Annotated in this window: 20 protein-coding genes; 9 read left to right on the top strand and 11 right to left on the bottom strand. The window is 55.7% G+C overall.

Annotated elements, in window-relative coordinates:
• Positions 1-9: 9 nt before the first annotated feature.
• From GGE09_RS13315 to GGE09_RS13295, 5 genes are all read right to left on the bottom strand, one after another.
• A complete protein-coding gene (locus tag GGE09_RS13315) occupies positions 10-975 on the bottom strand; it encodes a magnesium transporter CorA family protein (RefSeq protein WP_309746633.1) in 966 nt (321 codons plus the stop codon).
• Positions 976-1,100: 125 nt separating this feature from the next.
• Positions 1,101-2,768: a urocanate hydratase gene (gene hutU / locus GGE09_RS13310; protein ID WP_309746632.1), complete on the bottom strand. Its 1,668-nt coding sequence runs from the start codon at positions 2,766-2,768 to the stop codon at positions 1,101-1,103.
• Between the two features lie 57 nt (positions 2,769-2,825).
• Positions 2,826-4,364, bottom strand: a complete 1,539-nt coding sequence (hutH, locus tag GGE09_RS13305) for a histidine ammonia-lyase (protein WP_309746631.1) — start codon at positions 4,362-4,364, stop codon at positions 2,826-2,828.
• Positions 4,361-5,572, bottom strand: a complete 1,212-nt coding sequence (gene hutI, locus GGE09_RS13300) for an imidazolonepropionase (RefSeq protein WP_309746630.1) — start codon at positions 5,570-5,572, stop codon at positions 4,361-4,363. The genes hutH and hutI overlap by 4 nt, the downstream gene beginning before the upstream one ends.
• Positions 5,573-5,690: 118 nt before the next feature.
• Positions 5,691-6,245, bottom strand: a complete 555-nt coding sequence (locus GGE09_RS13295; protein ID WP_309746629.1) for a HutD family protein — start codon at positions 6,243-6,245, stop codon at positions 5,691-5,693.
• Between the two features lie 183 nt (positions 6,246-6,428).
• Between GGE09_RS13295 and GGE09_RS13290 the strand changes: the two genes are divergently transcribed.
• The 8 genes from GGE09_RS13290 to GGE09_RS13255 all read left to right on the top strand — a co-directional run bounded on the left by GGE09_RS13290 (position 6,429) and on the right by GGE09_RS13255 (position 12,588).
• Positions 6,429-7,121: a phosphatidylserine decarboxylase gene (locus GGE09_RS13290; protein WP_309746628.1), complete on the top strand. Its 693-nt coding sequence runs from the start codon at positions 6,429-6,431 to the stop codon at positions 7,119-7,121.
• 3 nt (positions 7,122-7,124) lie between these two features.
• The gene (pssA, locus tag GGE09_RS13285; RefSeq protein WP_309746627.1) at positions 7,125-7,886 is read left to right on the top strand and encodes a CDP-diacylglycerol--serine O-phosphatidyltransferase; all 762 of its coding nucleotides are present in this window, start codon (positions 7,125-7,127) and stop codon (positions 7,884-7,886) included.
• Positions 7,887-7,890: 4 nt separating this feature from the next.
• Positions 7,891-8,517, top strand: coding sequence for a methyltransferase domain-containing protein (locus GGE09_RS13280; RefSeq protein WP_309746626.1), 627 nt, complete (start codon positions 7,891-7,893; stop codon positions 8,515-8,517).
• A gap of 86 nt (positions 8,518-8,603) precedes the next feature.
• Complete coding sequence (locus GGE09_RS13275; protein ID WP_309746625.1) at positions 8,604-8,957, top strand: hypothetical protein; 354 nt, start codon at positions 8,604-8,606, stop codon at positions 8,955-8,957.
• A gap of 111 nt (positions 8,958-9,068) precedes the next feature.
• Positions 9,069-10,058 (top strand): DUF1775 domain-containing protein, encoded by a 990-nt coding sequence (locus tag GGE09_RS13270; RefSeq protein WP_309746624.1) that lies wholly within the window; start codon positions 9,069-9,071, stop codon positions 10,056-10,058.
• A gap of 13 nt (positions 10,059-10,071) precedes the next feature.
• Positions 10,072-10,668, top strand: a complete 597-nt coding sequence (locus GGE09_RS13265) for an SCO family protein (RefSeq protein ID WP_309746623.1) — start codon at positions 10,072-10,074, stop codon at positions 10,666-10,668.
• A 47-nt stretch (positions 10,669-10,715) separates the two neighbouring features.
• Complete coding sequence (locus GGE09_RS13260; protein WP_405048553.1) at positions 10,716-11,165, top strand: DUF2946 family protein; 450 nt, start codon at positions 10,716-10,718, stop codon at positions 11,163-11,165.
• Positions 11,166-11,235: 70 nt separating this feature from the next.
• Positions 11,236-12,588 carry a PepSY domain-containing protein gene (locus GGE09_RS13255; RefSeq protein ID WP_309746621.1) on the top strand — a complete coding sequence of 451 codons (1,353 nt, stop codon included), beginning with the start codon at positions 11,236-11,238 and terminating at the stop codon, positions 12,586-12,588.
• 46 nt (positions 12,589-12,634) lie between these two features.
• Here GGE09_RS13255 and guaD read toward each other — a convergent pair whose 3' ends face one another.
• Positions 12,635-13,924 (bottom strand): guanine deaminase, encoded by a 1,290-nt coding sequence (gene guaD, locus GGE09_RS13250; RefSeq protein WP_309746620.1) that lies wholly within the window; start codon positions 13,922-13,924, stop codon positions 12,635-12,637.
• 58 nt (positions 13,925-13,982) lie between these two features.
• Positions 13,983-15,578, bottom strand: a complete 1,596-nt coding sequence (locus GGE09_RS13245; RefSeq protein WP_309746619.1) for a xanthine/uracil/vitamin C permease — start codon at positions 15,576-15,578, stop codon at positions 13,983-13,985.
• A 288-nt stretch (positions 15,579-15,866) separates the two neighbouring features.
• On the opposite strand from GGE09_RS13245, the gene GGE09_RS13240 reads away from it, so the two are divergent.
• Positions 15,867-16,769, top strand: a complete 903-nt coding sequence (locus GGE09_RS13240) for a LysR family transcriptional regulator (RefSeq protein ID WP_309746618.1) — start codon at positions 15,867-15,869, stop codon at positions 16,767-16,769.
• Positions 16,770-16,826: 57 nt separating this feature from the next.
• On the opposite strand, the gene GGE09_RS13235 is transcribed toward GGE09_RS13240, so the two are convergent.
• Genes GGE09_RS13235 through GGE09_RS13220 form a run of 4 tightly spaced genes read right to left on the bottom strand, consistent with a single transcriptional unit; the run spans position 16,827 to position 19,907 of the window.
• Positions 16,827-17,507, bottom strand: coding sequence for a GntR family transcriptional regulator (locus tag GGE09_RS13235; protein WP_309746617.1), 681 nt, complete (start codon positions 17,505-17,507; stop codon positions 16,827-16,829).
• Positions 17,504-18,451: an aminotransferase class IV gene (locus GGE09_RS13230; protein WP_309746616.1), complete on the bottom strand. Its 948-nt coding sequence runs from the start codon at positions 18,449-18,451 to the stop codon at positions 17,504-17,506. The genes GGE09_RS13235 and GGE09_RS13230 overlap by 4 nt, the downstream gene beginning before the upstream one ends.
• Position 18,452: 1 nt before the next feature.
• Positions 18,453-19,238, bottom strand: a complete 786-nt coding sequence (locus GGE09_RS13225) for an amino acid ABC transporter ATP-binding protein (protein ID WP_309746615.1) — start codon at positions 19,236-19,238, stop codon at positions 18,453-18,455.
• A 3-nt stretch (positions 19,239-19,241) separates the two neighbouring features.
• Positions 19,242-19,907 carry an amino acid ABC transporter permease gene (locus GGE09_RS13220; protein ID WP_309746614.1) on the bottom strand — a complete coding sequence of 222 codons (666 nt, stop codon included), beginning with the start codon at positions 19,905-19,907 and terminating at the stop codon, positions 19,242-19,244.
• Positions 19,908-19,915: the final 8 nt, after the last annotated feature.

The raw sequence follows: 19,915 nt of genomic DNA, 5'->3' as shown, positions 1-19,915 counted from the left end.
GACGGCGTTTTACAGCCAGCCGCGCCGTTTGAAATAGGCAAATGGTAGGATCGCAGACACCACCATCGCGCCTATTGCCAGCGGATAGCCGAGGGACCAATCCAGTTCAGGCATCAGCCGAAAGTTCATCCCGTAGATCGACGCCACCAGTGTAGGCGGCAGAAATATCACCGACACAACCGAGAATATTTTGATGATCGCAGCCTGTTCGATGTTGATCAGCCCCAAAGTGGCATCCAGCAGAAATGTAGTCTTCTGGGACAGGAAATTCGACTGATCCTGTAGCGATTTAATGTCCATCGTCACCGCTTTGATCTGCCCGCGACGGTCTGCCTTGTCTGATTTCAGTTTCGGGTGCAAATAGACTACCAGCCGTTCCAGTGTTACCAAACTATCTTTGATGTTAGATGTTAAATCCCCAACCCTGCCAATGCCTTGCAAGGTGGTCTTCATGTCCGCCCCACGAAGGGCGCCCGCTCCAGTCTGGCTAAAGATGCTGCGGGAAATAGTGTCTATGTCCCGCCCGGCCCGCTCAAGAATATCGGCAAGACGGTCGATGATAGTTTCTAACAGCGCCAACATGGCACTTTCGCCCTCTTTAAACCCTGGTCCGGATTTCCCTGCACGTTGTTCGAACGTTCCAAAAGCCCGAGGGTCATGAAAGCGCATGGTGATCAGGTGGTGTTGGGCCAGAATAAAGGTGACGGGCGCCAGCAGGTAATCATGTCCGTCTGCCTGTGAGGGCAGCATTGCGGTCATGAATTCGCAGTCTCCGTCGGAATACAGGCGCGAAGATACCTCGATTTCATCCATATCCTCGCGGGTGGGCAGGGTGATGCCAAGGCGCTGTTCCAGTGTGGCGATATCATGGTCGGACGGGTTCAACAGATCAAACCAGCAGGCCAGCCGGTCGGTGTCGGGTAAATCGGAAAGGCTGGTAAGCCGTGTCCCGTCAAGTATGAAACTGCGGATCATCGTGGGGCACCTGTGTCATGGTCAGAAAGGGGCTGACCAGACGGTGGTAGCGGGAACAGAGCCTTGTTTCAATGGCCATGCCCCCCAAAGCGCCGCCGCCCCATTGGAGCAGCGGCAAGGTTTGTTTACAAAATACCGGGCAGGTTCAAGCCGTTTTCACGGGCGCAGTCTTTGGCAATATCATAGCCCGCATCTGCGTGGCGCATGACGCCTGTTGCGGGGTCGTTCCACAGAACGCGAGCGATACGGCGGTCGGCGTCTTCGGAGCCATCACAACAGATCACCATGCCGGAATGCTGGGAAAAACCCATGCCAACGCCGCCACCGTGATGCAGCGAGACCCAAGTCGCGCCGGATGCGGTGTTCAGCAGTGCGTTCAGCAGCGGCCAGTCCGACACAGCATCAGAGCCGTCCATCATCGCTTCGGTTTCACGGTTTGGCGATGCAACCGAGCCACTATCCAGATGGTCGCGCCCAATCACAATCGGGGCTTTCAATTCGCCGTTGCGCACCATTTCGTTGAAAGCCAGCCCCAGCTTGTGACGCACGCCCAGACCAACCCAACAAATCCGCGCTGGCAGGCCCTGAAAGGCAATCCGTTCACGGGCCATATCCAGCCAGTTGTGCAGGTGGGTGTCTTCGGACAGGATTTCCTTAACCTTGGCGTCTGTTTTATAAATGTCCTCTGGATCGCCAGACAACGCCGCCCAGCGGAACGGGCCGACACCGCGACAGAACAGCGGGCGGATATAAGCAGGCACAAAACCGGGGAAATCAAAGGCGTTTTCAAGACCCTCTTCCAGTGCCATTTGACGGATGTTATTGCCGTAATCGACGGTGGGCACGCCCATCGCGTGGAACTCGCACATTGCCTTGACCTGCACTTTCATGCTGGCCCGCGCGGCTTTTTCCACCGCTTTTGGATCGCTTTCACGTTTTTCACGCCATTCGCCCATGGTCCAGCCTTGGGGCAGATAGCCGTTGATCGGATCGTGGGCGGATGTTTGGTCGGTTACAATATCAGGGCGCACGCCCCGTTTGACCAACTCTGGAAAGATGTCAGCCGCGTTGCCCAGCAGGCCGACGGATTTGGCCTCGCCCGCAGCGGTCCAGCGTTCGATCATCTCAAGTGCTTCGTCCAGTGTTTCGGCTTTTTCGTCCACGTATTTTGTGCGCAGGCGAAAGTCGATGGAATCCGGATTACATTCCACGGCCAGACAGCAGGCCCCCGCCATCACAGCCGCCAAAGGCTGCGCGCCACCCATGCCGCCAAGGCCGCCGGTCAGGATCCATTTGCCTTTCAGATCGCCATTGTAATGCTGGCGGCCCGCCTCGACGAAGGTTTCGTAGGTGCCTTGAACAATGCCCTGCGAGCCGATGTAGATCCACGACCCTGCAGTCATCTGGCCGTACATGGCCAGACCTTTTTTATCCAGCTCGTTAAAGTGATCCCAATTGGCCCAATGGGGTACAAGGTTAGAGTTAGCGATCAGCACGCGCGGCGCGTCTTTGTGGGTTTGAAACACGCCCACAGGTTTGCCCGATTGCACCAGCAGGGTTTCGTCGTCGTTCAGCGCCTTCAGGCTTTCAACGATTTTGTCGAAATCTGCCCAAGTGCGTGCCGCACGACCGATGCCGCCGTAGACCACCAGTTCATGGGGGTTTTCGGCCACATCAGGGTGCAGGTTGTTCATCAACATACGCATCGGGGCCTCGGTCAGCCAGCTTTTGGCGGTGATTTCGGTGCCAGTGGCTGGGAAAACGTCGCGGGTATTTTTGCGAGGGTTGGTCATAATAAGCCTTTCGGTGTCTCGGCCTGATGGCCTGTTCTGTCAGCAGTTAAAGAAGGGTCAGGCGCGTAAATCCGGCAGGGTGACGGCGGCGGCGTTGAGGATCACGCCACGGCGCACCAGCGTGGCGGCCTGTTCCAGATCGGGGGCAAGATAGCGGTCATCCGTGATGGTTTTGACCGATTTGCGCAGTTCGGCCACGACCTGCGCCAGCGGCGCACTGGTGGTCAGGGGCGCGCGAAATTCGATGCCTTGGGCGGCACACAACAGTTCGACCCCAAGGATACGTTCCAGATTGGCCACCATCCGTCCCAAGCGCACAGCGCCGTGGGCGGCCATGCTGACGTGGTCTTCCTGATTGGCACTTGTGGGGGTGCTGTCGGTCACGCAGGGATTCGCCAGATGTTTGTTTTCACTCATCAATGCGGCGGTTGTGACCTCGGCGATCATCAGGCCGGAATTCAAGCCAGGGTTTGGCGTCAGGAAAGGCGGCAGATCATGGCTAAGCACGGGATCAACAATCAATGCGATGCGGCGCTGTGCAATTGCGCCGATTTCAGCCACGGCCAGCGCGATCATATCGGCGGCAAAGCCTACGGGTTCCGCGTGGAAATTCCCGCCAGACACGATCAGATCGGCCCCCACCAGCACCAGTGGATTGTCGGTTGCGGCGTTTGCTTCGATTTCAAGGGTACGGGCAGCCATGCGCAGAACATCCATAGCAGCGCCTGTCACTTGGGGCTGGCAGCGGATGCAATAGGGGTCTTGCACGCGGGTGTCCCCCTCGCGGTGGCTTTCGCGAATAACCGATCCGTCCAGCAGATCGCGCATTGCAGAGGCGGCTTGGATTTGCCCTGCATGGCCGCGCAATTCGTGGATTTCAGGTTGCAGCGGTGCGGTGGACCCCATGATGGCATCGGTGGACAAAGAGGATGTGATCAAAGCGGAATTCATCGCCCGCCAAGCGCCAAACAGCCCCGCCAAAGCAAAGGCGGTGCTGAATTGGGTGCCGTTGATCAGGGCCAAACCTTCTTTGGCGCCCAGCACAACTGGGGTCAGACCGGCGCGATTTAAAGCCTCGGCGCCGGGCAGGGTTTCACCCTGATATTCAGCTTCTGCATGGCCCATCATCACGGCGGCCATATGGGCCAGCGGGGCCAGATCGCCCGATGCGCCAACAGACCCTTGCACGGGAATAATTGGCGTGACGCCTTTTTCCAGCATGGCTTCGATCAGGGCTATAATTTCCAGCCGCACACCCGATGCGCCCCGCCCAAGGCTGAGCAGTTTGAGCGCCATCATCAGGCGGGCATGGCCTGTGGAAATCGGGTCGCCCACGCCGCAACAATGGGACAGGATTAGATTGCGCTGCAAGGTGGCGGTGTCTTTGGATTCAATTTTGACGCTGGCCAGTTTGCCAAAACCCGTGTTCACGCCGTAAACCGCCTTGCTGCCATTGGCTGCGGCGGCGATGCGGGCCTGAGCCTCGATCATGGCGGGATGGCAGATGGGGTCGAGCTTTACGCCCGCTCCATCCCAAAACACAGTCGCCAGATCGTCTAGCGTGACAGAACCGGGAATAAGGGTCAGTGTGGTCATGCTAGGGCTCCGAAAATGCGGGTGTAAAGCGGATTGAAACCGATACGATAGGCCAGTTCGGCGGGATGTTTCACGTCCCAGACTGCCAGTTCGGCGCGCTGGCCTGCGGCTATGGTGCCCACATCGGTCAGACCCAGTGCACGGGCTGCGTTTTGGGTCACGCCGCGCAGGGATTCTTCGGGGGTCATGCGGAACAGGGTGCAGCCCATGTTCATGGTTAACAACAGGGAATTCAACGGCGAAGAGCCGGGGTTGATATCGGTGGCGAGTGCCATGGGAACATTGTGTTTGCGTAGGGCGGCAATCGGCGGGCTTTGGGTTTCGCGCAATGTATAAAACGCACCGGGCAGGATCACGGCAACGGTTCCAGCATCGGCCAGCGCTTTAACGCCGTCCTCGTCCAGATATTCAATGTGATCGGCAGACAGTGCGCCATAGTGTGCCGCCAGTTTTGCGCCGCCCAGATTTGACAGTTGTTCGGCGTGCAATTTGACGGGTAGGCCAAGGTCTTTGGCCACATCAAACACGCGGGCGATTTGGGTGGGGGAAAAGGCGATGCCTTCGCAAAATCCGTCAACGGCATCCACCAGACCCTCGGCGTGGGCCGCGCGCAGGGCAGGAATGCAAATGTCGTCAATATAGGCGTCGTCACGGTCTTTGTATTCGGCAGGGGTGGCATGTGCGCCCAGAAAACTGGTCAAAACGCGGATCGGGCGGTGTTTGCCAATGGCACGGGCCACGCGCAGCATTCTAAGTTCGGTGTCTACGTCCAGCCCGTAGCCGGATTTGATTTCGATTGTGGTGACGCCTTCTGCGATCAGAACATCAACGCGGCGCAGGGCGTCTGTCAGAAGTTCGGATTCACTGGCGGCGCGGGTGGCCGAAACAGTAGAGACAATCCCCCCACCCGCCCGCGCGACTTCTTCATACGAAGCTCCGTTCAGGCGCATTTCAAATTCAACAGCGCGATCGCCGCCGTGCACGATATGGGTGTGGCAGTCGATTAATGCAGGCGTAACCAGCCGCCCGTTCAAAGAAGTAACATCATAATCCTGATAGGCGGCGGGTAGGTCGGCGCGGGGGCCAATCCAGTGGATTTTCCCGTCCTTCAGGGCAATCGCGGCGTCTTTTATCATGCCATAGGCTGTGTCCGAGCTGACCATCGTCGCGGCGTGCAAATTGGTCAGCAATTGTGTCGTATTGGCCATTTGGCGGTGCCTCCTACAAGAATCTCTCTTTGTCGTATAAATTTTTGCGCTTTATGTCTATACATAAAATATGAGGACGCTCGGGCGCAATTGTTCTGCTGGTTCGATCACAGGCGGTTTATTCAGATGGCAGGGTCAAAGAGATACACAGCGCGATGCTTTCAGACGTGAGCGAGATTTCCACAGCTTCCTTCGTAGAAATCGCCGTATCTCCGGATCTGAGTTGCCCGCTGGCTGCCAGATCAATCTGGCCTGTGATGCAATGGACCACGACAGTCTGATCTGCCGCACCAATGGATTTTTGGGCCGACCCGTGCAGGGTTTCTGCCGTGCCATTCACATGTGCTGTGGCATACATCAGGTTGAAATCCCTTATAGAACCGTTGGTTAGGCTGGCCGTAATCGGGGTTGCACCGTCAAAAGTGACAGGTTGTGCGTAATCTGCTGGCGCATCAGACTCGGGGCTGTGCAGAACCATGCCGCTGCCCCGTATCACCGTTAAAACCCGCGTAAGACCCGCAAAGGCGGAAAACGGCCCGTCTTGATCCACATCCGCCATGCTCAACCGCCACAACAGGGTTTCCCCGTTATAGTGCGCCGCTATGTCCCGTGTGATGCCACCGCCGTTCTTCCACGGTTTTTCCACCAAATCCGCTTGTCTGATAATCTGCATCTTTGCCCTGCTGTGTTTAATCCGTTTGCAATATTATGTCTGGACTTAACGTAAATAGACACAGTTATTTTCACCCCCTGACGGGATTTCGCCAAAACGCGCAGGGCTGGAATATTTCGCGTTGTAGTGCGTGCAAACTTCGGGATAGAAAGCGACAATCCTTGCTGGAAAGGCGACATCCCCGTGAAAATGCGCGACACATTCATTAAGCCGATGCACCCAGAGGGTCGCAAGTTCGTTGCAATCTTTGCTGCGATAACGGTTGGGCTATTCCTTATTCATTCGGTTCTGGGCTGGATCGGGGTCGGGCTGACGGTCTGGTGCTATTACTTTTTTCGCGATCCCAAACGGGTCACCCCAATACGCGAAGGGTTGATCGTCAGCCCTGCCGACGGGGTTGTGTCCTTGATCGAAAAAGCCGTCCCACCCGCTGAACTCGGCATGGCCGATCACGCGCTAACCCGCGTCAGTGTGTTCATGAGTGTGTTTAACTGCCACGTGAACCGCGCCCCGATTGGCGGTAAAATCACGGCGATTGCCTATCGCCCCGGCAAGTTTTTCAACGCCTCGCTGGATAAGGCCAGTTCGGATAATGAACGCAACAGCCTGTGCATCGAAATGGCCGATGGCCGTCAGTTGGCAGTGGTGCAGATTGCCGGTCTTGTGGCGCGGCGGATTGTGTGTTTTTCCAAAGTGGGTGATGGGATTCAAACAGGCGCGCGCTTTGGTCTGATCCGGTTTGGCTCTCGGCTGGATGTGTATCTGCCGGACGGCGTGGACCCGATGGTTTGTCTTGGGCAAAACATGGTGGCCGGTGAAACCGTACTGGCCGACCTGACCACAACCGAGCCGACCCGACTGGGACGAACGGATTAATCCATGCCGCTGCCCACTGTTGATACAAAGTCGGACATCAGTGTTATCCATCTGTTGCCGAATGTTCTGACGATCTGTGCGATTTGTGCCGGTCTGACAGCGATCCGCTTTGGCTATCAGGGGGATTTTGAAACTGCGGTGCGGCTGATCCTGCTGGCTTGTGTGTTGGATGGTATCGACGGGCGACTGGCGCGGATGTTGGGGTGTGACAGTCCTGTGGGGGCGGAGCTGGATTCCCTTGCGGATTTCCTGAACTTCGGGGTCGCGCCGGTTCTGATCCTGCACCATTGGGCGTTGCAGGACTTTCGCAGCGCAGGGTGGATTGCGGTGCTGTGTTATACCATCTGCTGCGTGTTGCGGCTGGCGCGGTTTAACGTGAACAGCCGTTTGGACAAGACAGACAAGCCCGCCTCTGACAGCGGCTATTTCATTGGCGTTCCCTCCCCTGCGGGCGCGGTGCTGGTAATGCTGCCGATGTTTGTGTCTTTCCTGTTTTCAGACCTGCCGATTGCCCCCCCTGCGGTGATTGCCACTTATATTGGTGTGATTGGGTTGTTGATGATCAGTCGGCTTCCTACCTACTCTTTCAAGAACGTTTCGATTGCCCGCAAATACGCGACATACCTACTACTCGGGGCGGTTCTTATGGCAGCGGCTTTGCTGACGTATCTTTGGGCAACGCTTGTGTTGTTCTCGCTGGTTTACCTTGTTGGGCTGGCGCGGGCATTCCAACTGGATCGTAAATCAAGAAAAACTGAAGGATGAAAAGATGGAAATAGAGGCGGTTAAAACCTCTTATGCGCGGTGGGCCCCTGTCTATGACAAGACCTTTGGCGCGATTACCAATGTCGGGCGACGGGCTGCGGTAGAGTACATCAATCAGCAATCCGGCAATCATGTGCTGGAAGTCGGCGTTGGCACGGGTTTGGCCCTGCCATACTATCGGGACGATTTGGAAGTGACCGGCATTGATTTCAGCAAGGAAATGCTGGGCAAAGCGCGGACAAAAGTCGCAAAAATGGGCCTGCATCACGTCAAAGACCTGCGCCAGATGGATGCGCGGGATCTGGATTTCCCGGACAATTGTTTTGATACGGTCACAGCGATGCATATCGTGTCTGTCGTGCCTGAACCCGAGCGGGTGGTGGCTGAAATGGCGCGGGTCTGCAAGCCGGGGGGGAAAGTTGTTATCACCAACCACTTCGCACGGGAATCCGGTGCCCTGGCCATGATCGAACGCATGTCTGCCCCTTTTGCCAACCTGTTGGGATGGCACTCGGATTTTGAAATGAGCAAGGTTCTGGGCGCACCCGATCTGGCGATCGTGGAAAAACGCGCCTTGCCACCGATTAAAATGATGACCTTTCTGGCCTTGCAAAAAGTAATCAACAACTGATCCCCGTGCCTAATGTCGTGTCAGCCAAACACAGGCGCGACACGCGGGCGCATCCCGAAGGCGTGGGATTGGCGGTATGGGGAACCATGGCTCGTCGTTTGACATATTACCTTTTGGTATCCTGCGCTGCAGTGATGATCGCTTTGGCGAGCATTACATCTGCGAGCCTGATGTCCCCCGAACGAGGGGAAAGTGAAAAGCTGATAGCAGCTTTGGCCTTTGGCCTGTCAGCCGAGGATATTTGCGGCGAGGATGGCGAGCCGCATATTCACGACTGCCCCTACTGTCGTTTGTTGTCCGATACCCCGACCATCCATCCGGTTCAGACCGCATCCCTTTTGCTGCCCCATGACGGATGGCAACGGCTTGCCGATCTGACCAGACGCGCCCAGTCTCGCAATCTCTATCACGCAGCACGCGCGCCCCCGGCGCAGGCTTGAACCTGACCCTTTAAAGGGTTTGCAGATTTAAGCAGCGGTCCAGAACAGGGCCGCAAAGTGACATGCGCAGGTCGTGGTGCGCCCACATGCGTGATCCTTCGGAGATACCTTATGTATAAATCAATTCTTGTGTCTTGCGTGATGGCCGCCCTTGCCGGTTCCGCATTCGCCCATGCCTCGCTTGAACAAAAAGAGGCCAAGGCAGGCGCCACAACCAAGATTACCCTGCGCGTGCCACATGGCTGTGACGGCGCAGCAACAGACACGGTACGCATCAGCCTGCCAGACGGGTTTTATGCGGCCAAACCCATGCCCAAAGCGGGCTGGACCTTGGAAACTAAAACAGGGGCCTACGCCAAACCCTATGATAATCACGGAACAGAAATGACCGAGGGGCTGCGCGAGGTTGTCTGGACTGGCGGTCATCTTGCAGATGCGTGGTACGACGAATTCACCGTGCGCGGTGTTGTTGGTGGCGATGTCGAACCGGGCAGCGTTTTATATTTTCCATCCGTTCAGAATTGCGAAACCGGAATGGTGGACTGGACGGATACGTCCGGATCCCACGATGTTCCAAACCCCGCGCCAAGTCTGAAAATTGTGGCTGGGGACGCGGGTCACGGGCATAGCGGTGGTCACGGCCAAGGTCATGACAGCACCCATGATATGGCCGCGCCTGCACCGATCACTAGCGGAGACATCACCATCACCAATCCGTTTTCACGGGCGACCCTGCCAAATGCGCCTGTAGGGGGCGGGTTTATGACGATTACCAACACAGGTTCTACAGATGATCGCCTGATCGCCGTGGAAACCCCGGTTGCGATGAAATCGGAAATCCATGAAATGAGCATGACCGATCAAGTCATGAAAATGCGCGAATTGACCGAGGGTCTGGTGATCCCAGCGGGTGAAACCGTTAACCTGAAACCCGGTGGATTCCACTTGATGTTCATGAAGCTGCAAGAGCCTTTGATCAAAGGGGAGACCCTTCACGTGACTCTGACTTTTGAAAAAGCAGGTTCAATTGATGTGCCTCTGTCTATCGGCGCGCCCAATGCAAAAGCGGCAGATGCGCCGATGAACCACGACTCTCATTAGTCAGGAAAATAACATGAACTTCAAACGCAAACACATTGTTATTGGTGGTCTTTGGCTTGTCGCACTGCTGGCCGTTGGCGGCTATGTCTGGGCGCGTCTAGCCACGCCTGCCTATCAAAACGTGTTGGTCGATATGATCGGCCCCGGGGATTATAAACTGACCACCACCGACGGTGCACCTTTTACCGAAGACACTTTAAAGGGCACGCCTTCGGCAGTGTTTTTCGGCTTTACCCATTGTCCCGAAGTGTGCCCCACAAGTCTTGGGGATATTGCGACATGGCAAGAAGAATTGGGCGAAGATAATCATCTGCGGGTGTTCTTTGTGACCGTTGATCCAGAGCGGGATACGGTCGATCAGCTGCGCGATTACGTGTCTTGGGTGCCTGATACCGTGGGGGTGTCCGGTTCACCCGAGGAAATTGCCAAAGCGATCAAGGCCTTCAAAATTTACGCGCGCAAAGTGTCGCTAGAGGATGGAGATTACACCATGGACCATTCCGCGAATGTGCTGTTGTTTGATGCGGACGGGCGGTTTTTTGAGCCTGTCGGCTATCAAGAAGCCTATGACCGTGCGCTGGCCAAAATCCGCCGCATGCAACGGGGCTGATTGCGGCTGTCGGGCGGGATCCTCGTCTGATTGCTGACACATAACTGATGCCAAGTGTGCGCAGATTTTTAATGGCCCTTTGGCCTCGAAAAAATCAGAGCAGCGGGGAAACCTTAGCTGCTCTGAAGCAGCATCTCTGTGCGGCCATGTTGGTGCCGTTCCTTTTGATGTCTGCGTTTTCTGCGGGCACCATGCCTGTTGTGTCCGACAACGGCACGCTGCGGATTGTGATTTGTACTGGCTCCGGCCCGCTGGAAATGCAGGTTGGGCCGGACGGCAGTTTTATCCCCGCAGATCCAACGGGACACACACCCCAACAGGATGTATCCTGTGCTTGGGCTTTTCACGCCCATCAGGCAATCGTCATTGCTGCACCGCTTGTTTTGGCGCTGCCAGTAACGCAGTCAATTGAACCATTTTCTAACCTTATTACAAAGGCAGCTTACACCCGTCATTTTCCCGTCCCTTTTGCCCGCGGCCCCCCTGTGCCTGTCTGAAACCTTCCCCAAACACTGACCCGAGGCTACGTGATTTCACGGTGGCCCGACCATTTATGGAACACAGACAATGACACAAACCACCCCTATTACCCCGCCGTCGAGCGGGCTTTACCGCGCGGTCTGGCGCTGGCATTTTTACGCTGGCCTGATCGTTTTGCCGTTTATCATCCTGCTTGCCGTGACGGGCGGGATTTATCTGTTCAAGGATGAAATCAACACCAAGGCCTATGCCAGTTTGCGCGTGGTTGAACCGCTGCAAACGGGTTTTGCCGCGCCCTCCCATATTACCGCAAATGCGCTGGACTATCACAACGGCACCTTGAAAGCCTATATGCCCGCTGCCGCCCCGGATCGCGCCGCCGAGGTGAAAATTCTGGGTGAGGATGGCCTGAAAGATACGATTTTTGTGAACCCATACACGGCCGAAGTGCTGGGCAGTCAATGGGATAGTGGACCCTCGGGCAGCCCTGTCATGTGGCTGGTGCGCAAGCTGCATTCACTGGAATATATCGGCTGGATTGGCAATCGTATCATCGAAGCTGTCGCGGGCTGGATGGTTCTGTTGGTGGCGACGGGTGTCTATCTGTGGTGGCCGCGCGGCAAAAAGCTTGGTGTGATGAAGGTGAAAGCGTCCAAGGGCCGCCCGTGGTGGCGCGATGTTCATGCGGTGACGGGCATTTACACTGCTGGTTTCATTGTGTTTCTAGCGATGACGGGGCTACCGTGGTCTGGTGTCTGGGGCAAACAATTCTATGATTTATCCTATAAAACAGGCCTTGGTATGCCCGACGGGTATTGGTCGTCTTACCCTGTGTCCACTGTTCCGACAGGCGAAGTTTTGGACCGTACGCCGTGGATTTTGGAACACCAACCCATGCCCCAATCGGGCGCCGCGTCAGGGATTCCTGCGGGGTTGGATCAGGTTGTGCAGACAGTGGAAAATCTGGGCGTGGCGGCGGGCTATGCGCTGAACATGCCAAGCGGGCCAACGGGTGTTTTCACGGCTTCGGTCTATCCGGACGATATTTCACAAGAACGGGTGGTGCATCTGGATCAATACACTGGCGAAGTGCTGTTTGATATGGGGCTGTCTGATCTGGGCACACTCGGCTGGATGGCCGAATGGGGTGTCAGTATTCACATGGGGCAGGCATTTGGACTGGTGAACCAGATCGTCCTGTTGTTGGCCTGTGCAGCAATGGTTTTGATGGCTGTTTCCGCTGCTGTGATGTGGTGGAAGCGCAGACCGTCTGGACGTATTGGTGCGCCGGAATATCCACAACACTTACGCATTCCGCGCACGGTTTTTGCTATGGCGATTGTGGCGGGTATCCTGTTCCCGCTGGTGGGGCTGTCCATGCTGGTCTTTGCAGTGATCGAACTTGGGCTTTATCTGATGGCCAGACCGAAACACGCTTAAGGTACGTAGGAACGCTCGGGCAGGTTTTTGACTTGCCCGAGCAGTTTTATTTCTGTGCGGCCCCAGCCACATAGGTCTGCACAATGGCGCGGTCATCGCCCAACATTTGCAGTAAGAACAACTCATCTGCCAGCGTTTCAACCCGCTCCATTCGCAGGGACATGGCAGGGGTCGCGCGGGCGTTCAATACAACCACATCAGCCTCGGTTCCCACATCAAGCGTGCCGATTTTATCCGCCAGACCCAATACGTCTGCATTGCCCCGCGTGATCCAGTCAAAGGCGCGCAGCGCATGCAGGCTTTGGTTTTGCAGTTGCAGGACTTTGTACCCCTCGTTCAGGGTTTGCAGCATGGAATAGCTGGTGCCCGCACCGATATCGCTGGCAATACCATTGGTAATTCCGGCGTCGCGCAAGCGGGCGTCATTGAATAACCCACTGCCCAAAAACAGGTTCGATGTGGGACAAAACACCGGATGCGCCCCCGTGCTGGCAAGGCTGGCGACCTCTCGGTCGTTCAGGTGAATAGCGTGGCCGAGCAGCATTTTATCACTCAGCAAACCATAGCTTTCATAAATATCCAAATAGTCTTTTGCGCTTGGGTAAAGCGCAGTCGCAAAGGCAATTTCATCGCGGTTTTCAGACAGATGGGTCTGTATGTGACAGTCGCTGTGTTCCTGCGCCAGAACGCCCGTCATTTCCATTTGCGCGGGGCTAGAAGTAATCGCAAAGCGCGGGGAAATAACATAGCCTGCGCGCCCGACCCCATGCCATTTTTCGATCAAGTCTTTGGTGTCATCATACCCCGATTGCGCGGTGTCTTGCAGGGTATCGGGTGCATTGCGATCCATCATCACTTTGCCACCAATCATCCGCATGTTGCGGGTTTTGGCGGCGGTGAAATAGGCCTCAACCGATGGGGAATGGACCGAGCAAAAGGCCACAGCCGTGGTGGTGCCGTGATCGGTCAGCAGGGTCAAAAACCTGTCCGCCATCGGGTTTGCATGGGCAGGGTCTGAAAACCGCGCTTCTTCGGGGAAAACATAACCGTTCAGCCAGTCAAGCAGCTGGCTGCCCCAAGAGGCAATCACCTGCACTTGGGGGAAGTGCACATGGGTGTCGATGAAGCCAGCGGTGATCAGATGGGGGCGGTGATCGATGATCTGCGCAGCGCCTGCTTTTGCCTTTACGCTGTCAAAATTCCCCGCAGCGATGATCTTGCCGTCGCGCATCAACAGGGCGCCGTCTTCCTCATAAGTATAGGCTGCCGTGTCATCCACCCCTTCTGGGGATTTGTGAAATGTCAGGGTGCGGCCGCGCAGAAGTGTATCGCTCATGGACTGTCTCTTTACTGATTGGGTCGGGCAGGGCATTGCATCCCCGCCCGGGATTTGGTTATTCGGCAGGCATTTGTGTATCCAGCAGATCAGGTTCATCCGGAACAATAACGCGAGAGGTGAGATCCTCTTTCGAGGCAATCTTCGGATAGACCAGCAGGAACACGCCGGTGATCAGATAACCGATGGTGATGCTGTCCAACTGGGGCATCTGCAAAGCGGGGGCATGGATGATCCCGACAGATGACATCACCGTTGCCGCCAGCGCAAAACCCGCAGCGTTGCGAAACTTGCCGTCGATCACGCCTGCAAAGATCGCGCCCCAGACCAGCCCTGTGATAATCGCGCCTTGGGCCAATGCCAAATGCCCCTCGTAATGGGCGCCTTCTTGCAACAGGGCGGCAGTCAATGCGGGATCGCCAAGCTGGGGCAGGCCCTCAACCCCTGAGCTGCGCAGCGCGTTGGTCAAAGATCCCCATTTTGTGACCAGAAAGTTCGACACATGGGGCATGATCGCGATGGCCACAGCCCCCATATGGGCGGGTTTCACCGAATAGGCGGTGTTGGTGATCAGGCTGACAGACACAAACACCAAAACAGGGGCGGCAGCGGCAATCGGGATCAAGCCATTGATACAGGCCAGCAGCCCGAAAAAGGCAGCGCAGGCAATGACAACACCGACGCCAATGATGTAGCCCGCATGGGCCTCCATCTGTTTATAGGCGGGGTGGCCGATGTAAACCGTTGTGGGGAAAGGCGACCCGAACACAGCCCCGATCATGGTGCCAAGCCCGTCCGTCACCTGACAAAATCCGACCGGATAGGCGTCGCCAGCGGCTTCGGCACTTTCGACGTTGTTCATGGTTTCGATGAAGTTGTAGATTTGCACAGGCACCAGAACCAGAAACAATTCCGGATTTGCAAACAGATACTTAATCCCTGCAATCATATCGCCCACATAGGGCAGGGGCGGATAAAACCCGATCCCGTCCACCTGCAAAGAGGATTGCCCCATCAGTAAAGCCGCCACCGTGCCGATCCCTATGGCCAACAGGCCTGCGGGGATGTTGAACGGCAGGCGAAACCGCCCGATCAGACCCCAAAGGATAATCGCCAGTGACGCAAAACCGATCACTGGGTTTTCAAAAATCTGTGCCAACGGGACGGAACCGATAAAAACTAGCGCAATGCCACAGAGCGTGCCCAGCATACCCGCGCGCGGTGTGACACGTTTTAAAAACGGCCCGATAATCGCGCCAAATGCAGCAACGATGCCGCCCATAAACCCCGCACCGATGCCGACTTGCCAGGCTAGAACCGCATCTTGGGTGACCCAATAGATCGGGCCAATCACACCGAACAAATAAACAAACATAACAGGTGTCGAAATACCGTAAGGCAGGGCAGTGACGTTTCGCCCCGTGCGGTTTGCCGTCCATTTTGCCATCAATGTATAGACCAGAACGCCTGCAAGAATGGCGATTGCAGCACCTGGAACAATACGGCCATAGACGATTTCGGCAGGCATCTGAAAGACGAACTGACAGACTGCCGAAAGCACCATCAGATTGACGAGATTATCGGTAAACAGTGCCCAGAACGCACTGTAATCGCTGCGTGCGAACAGCCTGTAACTATACTTTGGTTGAGCCATTTTTGGGTTCCTCCCCGAATAAATTGCCCCGATTCCCCGCCAAATCCTCCCACGGTGCGGCGATCAGGGTATTGGATGTTAGACGTGTTTTAGCTGCCACCCATGAACTGAACGTCTGGGCATGGGGGCATCGTCGTTTCCTTTCGACGTTGGTTCACAGACTGTCTTGCCTGAAAAACCGTTTCGAAAATACACGGCTGGATGGTAAGCTTTTTCAACGTTTCATTGATAATCGGAAGGTCTGAGTCTGGTACACAATGGCGCGTTACAACGAAAAGGGTTCAGGAAATGCCATATTTGGAAAGTTTGCGGGTCTTTGTGCGGGTTGTGGAACTGGGCAGTATCACGGCAGGCGGGCGTGATTTGCGTCTGACCCCTGCGGTGGCAAGCAATCGGATCAAGGAATTGGAAACCCGTCTTTCTGTGCGTCTTTTTAACCGGACCACGCGCAAACTCTCGCCCACTGATGCGGGGATCAGTTTTTATGACCATGCCCGTTTGGTGATCGAAAACCTGGAAAACGCAGAGTCGGTCATTGCAGGGTTTGCGGGCAACCCACGGGGGACCATCCATGTGACTGCCCCCCTTGGTATGGGTAAACGGATTGTTGCCCCTTTGGTGCCTGAATTTGTAGATCTCTACCCTGAAATTTCAGTGCGCTTGCGCTTGTCAGATCGCAAGGTGGATATCCTAGAGGATGGTCTGGACGTGGCGTTTTTTGTGGGCCGTCCGCCAGATTCAACGCTTAAACTGCGCAAGATCATTGATTGCCCAAGGGTTTTATGCGCTGCTCCGTCCTATCTTCAAAAACATGGCACACCCCGAACGCCAGCCGATTTGACTAAAGCCGATCACAATTGTCTATTGCTGCGCTATCCAAGGTCGCCTGAGTATTTCTGGACCTTGGACACGCCCGACGGGCCGCAAAAATGCGAGGTTTCGGGCAAGTATGATTCAGATGACGGGGATGTTTTGACAGGCTGGGCCTTGGACGGGCGGGGGATAGTTAACAAACCGCGCTTTGACGTGGAGTCCCATCTTGCGGCGGGCGGTTTGGTTGAAATTCTGCCCGACACACCGCCCGTGGCTGCGGTGATGGGTTGTCTTTATCCCCACCGTCGCTTGCAAGACCCAAAAGTGCGCAGTTTTATTGATTTCATGATTGATGCCGCTCGCAAACAGCTTGGGTAGGATCAGACAGTTTTAATCTAATACTTTCAATATATTGGGTGTAATCGCTGCGTGGTTTTACCCCTTGGCAGGCGCGATAAAACTGATGGTGGTTTCCAGCCCTTGCCGCATGTGATCCTCTAGGTGGCCAAGCATGGCATCCAGATCATCGCCCCCCGCCAGTTTGATATAAAGATCATGAGACCGGCGCTTGGGGCCTTTGCGGGCATGGGCCTGTTGGTGCATGGCAAAGTAAAATTGCAGGTTCGGTTTCAGACGATTCCAGCTTTGTAGTAACAACTGATGCCCCGACAATTCATAACACCAACTGTGAAGGTGCAACTCGTCCTCGATCGGCCCCAAGGCATCGGTTGCGGCTTCGATCGTTTTGATCAATCGGGTGTTTCGCTCGGATAGATCCTGCAAGGCAGCGGGGGTGCGTTTGGCCCATGCTTCCTGAAAGGCGAATTTTTCAAGCATGGTGCGCAGGGAATAGATTTCTTCCAGATCCTTGCGGGTGATTTCCCGCACAAACAAGCCTTTATAGGGTTTTGATACCAGCAGGCCGATGTCCACCACTTCGCGGATCGCTTCGCGCAAGGGGCCGCGGCTGATGCCAAGGGCGGCGGCCAGTTCGGTCTCGGTCAGGCGGGTGCCTGCGGGCAATTCCCCTGTCACAATCAGGCGGCGCAACTGGTCAACCGTGCGACCGCGCAAAGTGGTGTCTGTCAGAGGCTTGAGCGCGCTGAGTTCTGTCACCCTTTTTGCCCTGCGACAGAGGTGCGGATCAGCTCTTTGTACAGCTTTTGAATGCGCGCCATGACGGGTCTATCTCCGGTGCCAATCGGCTTGCCGTCGATTTCCGCCACGGGGGTTTGGGCGCCAAAAGTTCCAGTCAAAAATGCCTCATCCGCGCTATAGGCTTCGTAAAGCGAATAGTTACGTTCAAAAACGGGAATATCATTGGCGCGGCACAGATCAATCACCTTTTGACGGGTGACGCCGTTCATACAATAATCCCCTGTTGATGTCCAAACCGCACCGTTGCGCACGATGAAAAAGTTGCAGGCGTTGGTGGTGTTCACAAATCCATGGGGGTCCAGCATCAGACCTTCATCCGCGCCAGCCTGTTCTGCTTGCAGGCAGGCAATCACGCAGTTCAGTTTGGAATGGCTGTTGTATTTTGCGTCCTGACTCATCGGCAATCCGCGCACTTGGGGCACGGTGGCCAGACGGATGCCGCTGGCGTGCAGGCTGTCTACGGGTTTGGAATGTTCCATGATGATCACCAGCGTCGGACCCGACCGGCTGAGCGAGGGGTGCTGGAACGGTTTCACTTTCACACCGCGCGTCAGCATCAGGCGGCAGTGCACATCAGTGGTCATGTTGTTGGCGGCCGCCGTGCGGGTCAGCGCGTCCAGAATCCCCGCGCGGTCCATACCCACATCCAGCGAAACCGCCTTACAAGACCCGAAAAACCGGTCCATATGTTCGTCAAAAAACGACCAGACCCCGTCATACAGCCGCATGCCTTCCCACATGCCGTCCCCCAGCATAAAGCCGCTGTCATAGACTGAAACCTTGGCGTCATCCCGATGGACAATTTCGCCGTTCACATAAATCTTAATGTCGCGGTTTCGGATATCTTCGTCTGAATCATGAGTGGTGTGGCTGGCGGCGGGGGCTTGGGTCTTCATGGTCATCTCAATCTATTTGGGGTTCTGGAAGGCGGAATGTACCATGTCCGCGCAAGAAGTTTTTGGTGCCGTCCTGTTGGGGATAGGTCAGCACTTCGGCGGGGGTGCCTTGTTCAAGGATGCGCCCTTCCGACAGGAACAGGACTTTATCCGCCACGGTATAGGCAAAACCGAGTTCATGGGTGACGATCAGCATGGTCATACCCTCTTCGGCTAATTCTTTCATGGTTTCAAGCACTTCTCCAACCAGTTCAGGGTCGAGCGCCGAAGTCGCCTCGTCAAACAGCATGATGTCGGGTTCCATGGCCAAGGCCCGTGCAATGGCGACCCGTTGTTGCTGGCCCCCTGACAGCTGCGCAGGATAGGCATCGGCTTTCCAGCCAAGTCCCACCTTATCCAGATAGGTTTTTCCGCGCCGCTCACATTCGGCCTTGTGGCATTTCAGAACCGTGCGCGGCCCTTCCATCACGTTTTCCAGCACCGTCATATGGGGGAACAGGTTGAAATGCTGGAACACCATTCCGACCTTGGCACGCAGCTTGGTCAGATCCCGTTCGGCATAGTCCATCCGCCCGTTTGTGTCGGTTCCGACCAGCTTGCCGTCCAGAAATATCTGTCCGCCCGTGGGCACTTCCATGAAATTCACGCAGCGCAGCATGGTGGATTTGCCCGAGCCGGACGCCCCGAGCACCACAATGGTCTGGCCCTTTTCAACTGTCAGGTCGATGCCCTTCAGGACATCCAGATCGCCAAAGGATTTTTGTAGGTTTTCAATGCGCAGAACCTGGTTCATCGGTTATCTCCCTGCAGAGCTGTTGGTTTCGAAACGTCGAACCAGAATGGTGAATGGAAACAGCACGGCAAAGAAGATCAGCGCAACTGTTGTGTACATTTCAATGGGATTGAAATCTATGGTTGAAACCACTTTTGCCTGATACATCAGTTCCCCGTAAGCAATGACCGAGGCCAGCGAGGTCATTTTAAACAGCTCAACCGCGCGGTTCATAAAGGCAGGCAACATGCGGCGCACCACTTGGGGCAGGATCACGCGGCGCATCTGTTCGTTGTAGGACATGCCCAAGGCCTTGCCCGCTTCCCATTGGCCTTTGGAAATGGATTGCAACCCGCCGCGATAGATTTCTGACGAAAACGCGATGGTGTTCAGGGTCAGCCCCAAGGATGCCGCGGTGAAGGCGTCGATCCGAAAGGGCGAAATGATCGGGAAGGCAAAGAAGAACCACATGATCTGTACCAACACGGGGGTGTTGCGAAAGATTTCGACAAAGACGGTGGCGGGGTAGTAAAGCCACGGCTTTCCCGAAAAACGTGCGGCCCCGACAAACAGGCCGAAAAATAACCCCAGCACCAGACAGACACTGCCCAGAACCAGCGTGTTTTGCAGACCGATCCACAGAAGTTGTTTGTTCGCAAATACGCTTGAGAAATCCCATTGATAGCCCATGCTTCCCC

Source organism: Roseobacter sp. N2S (genome assembly GCF_031454055.1).
In the GTDB taxonomy this organism is placed as follows: domain Bacteria; phylum Pseudomonadota; class Alphaproteobacteria; order Rhodobacterales; family Rhodobacteraceae; genus Amylibacter.
Note: the sequence above shows the minus strand (reverse complement) of the source record. Positions and strands in the feature narration are given on the sequence as shown.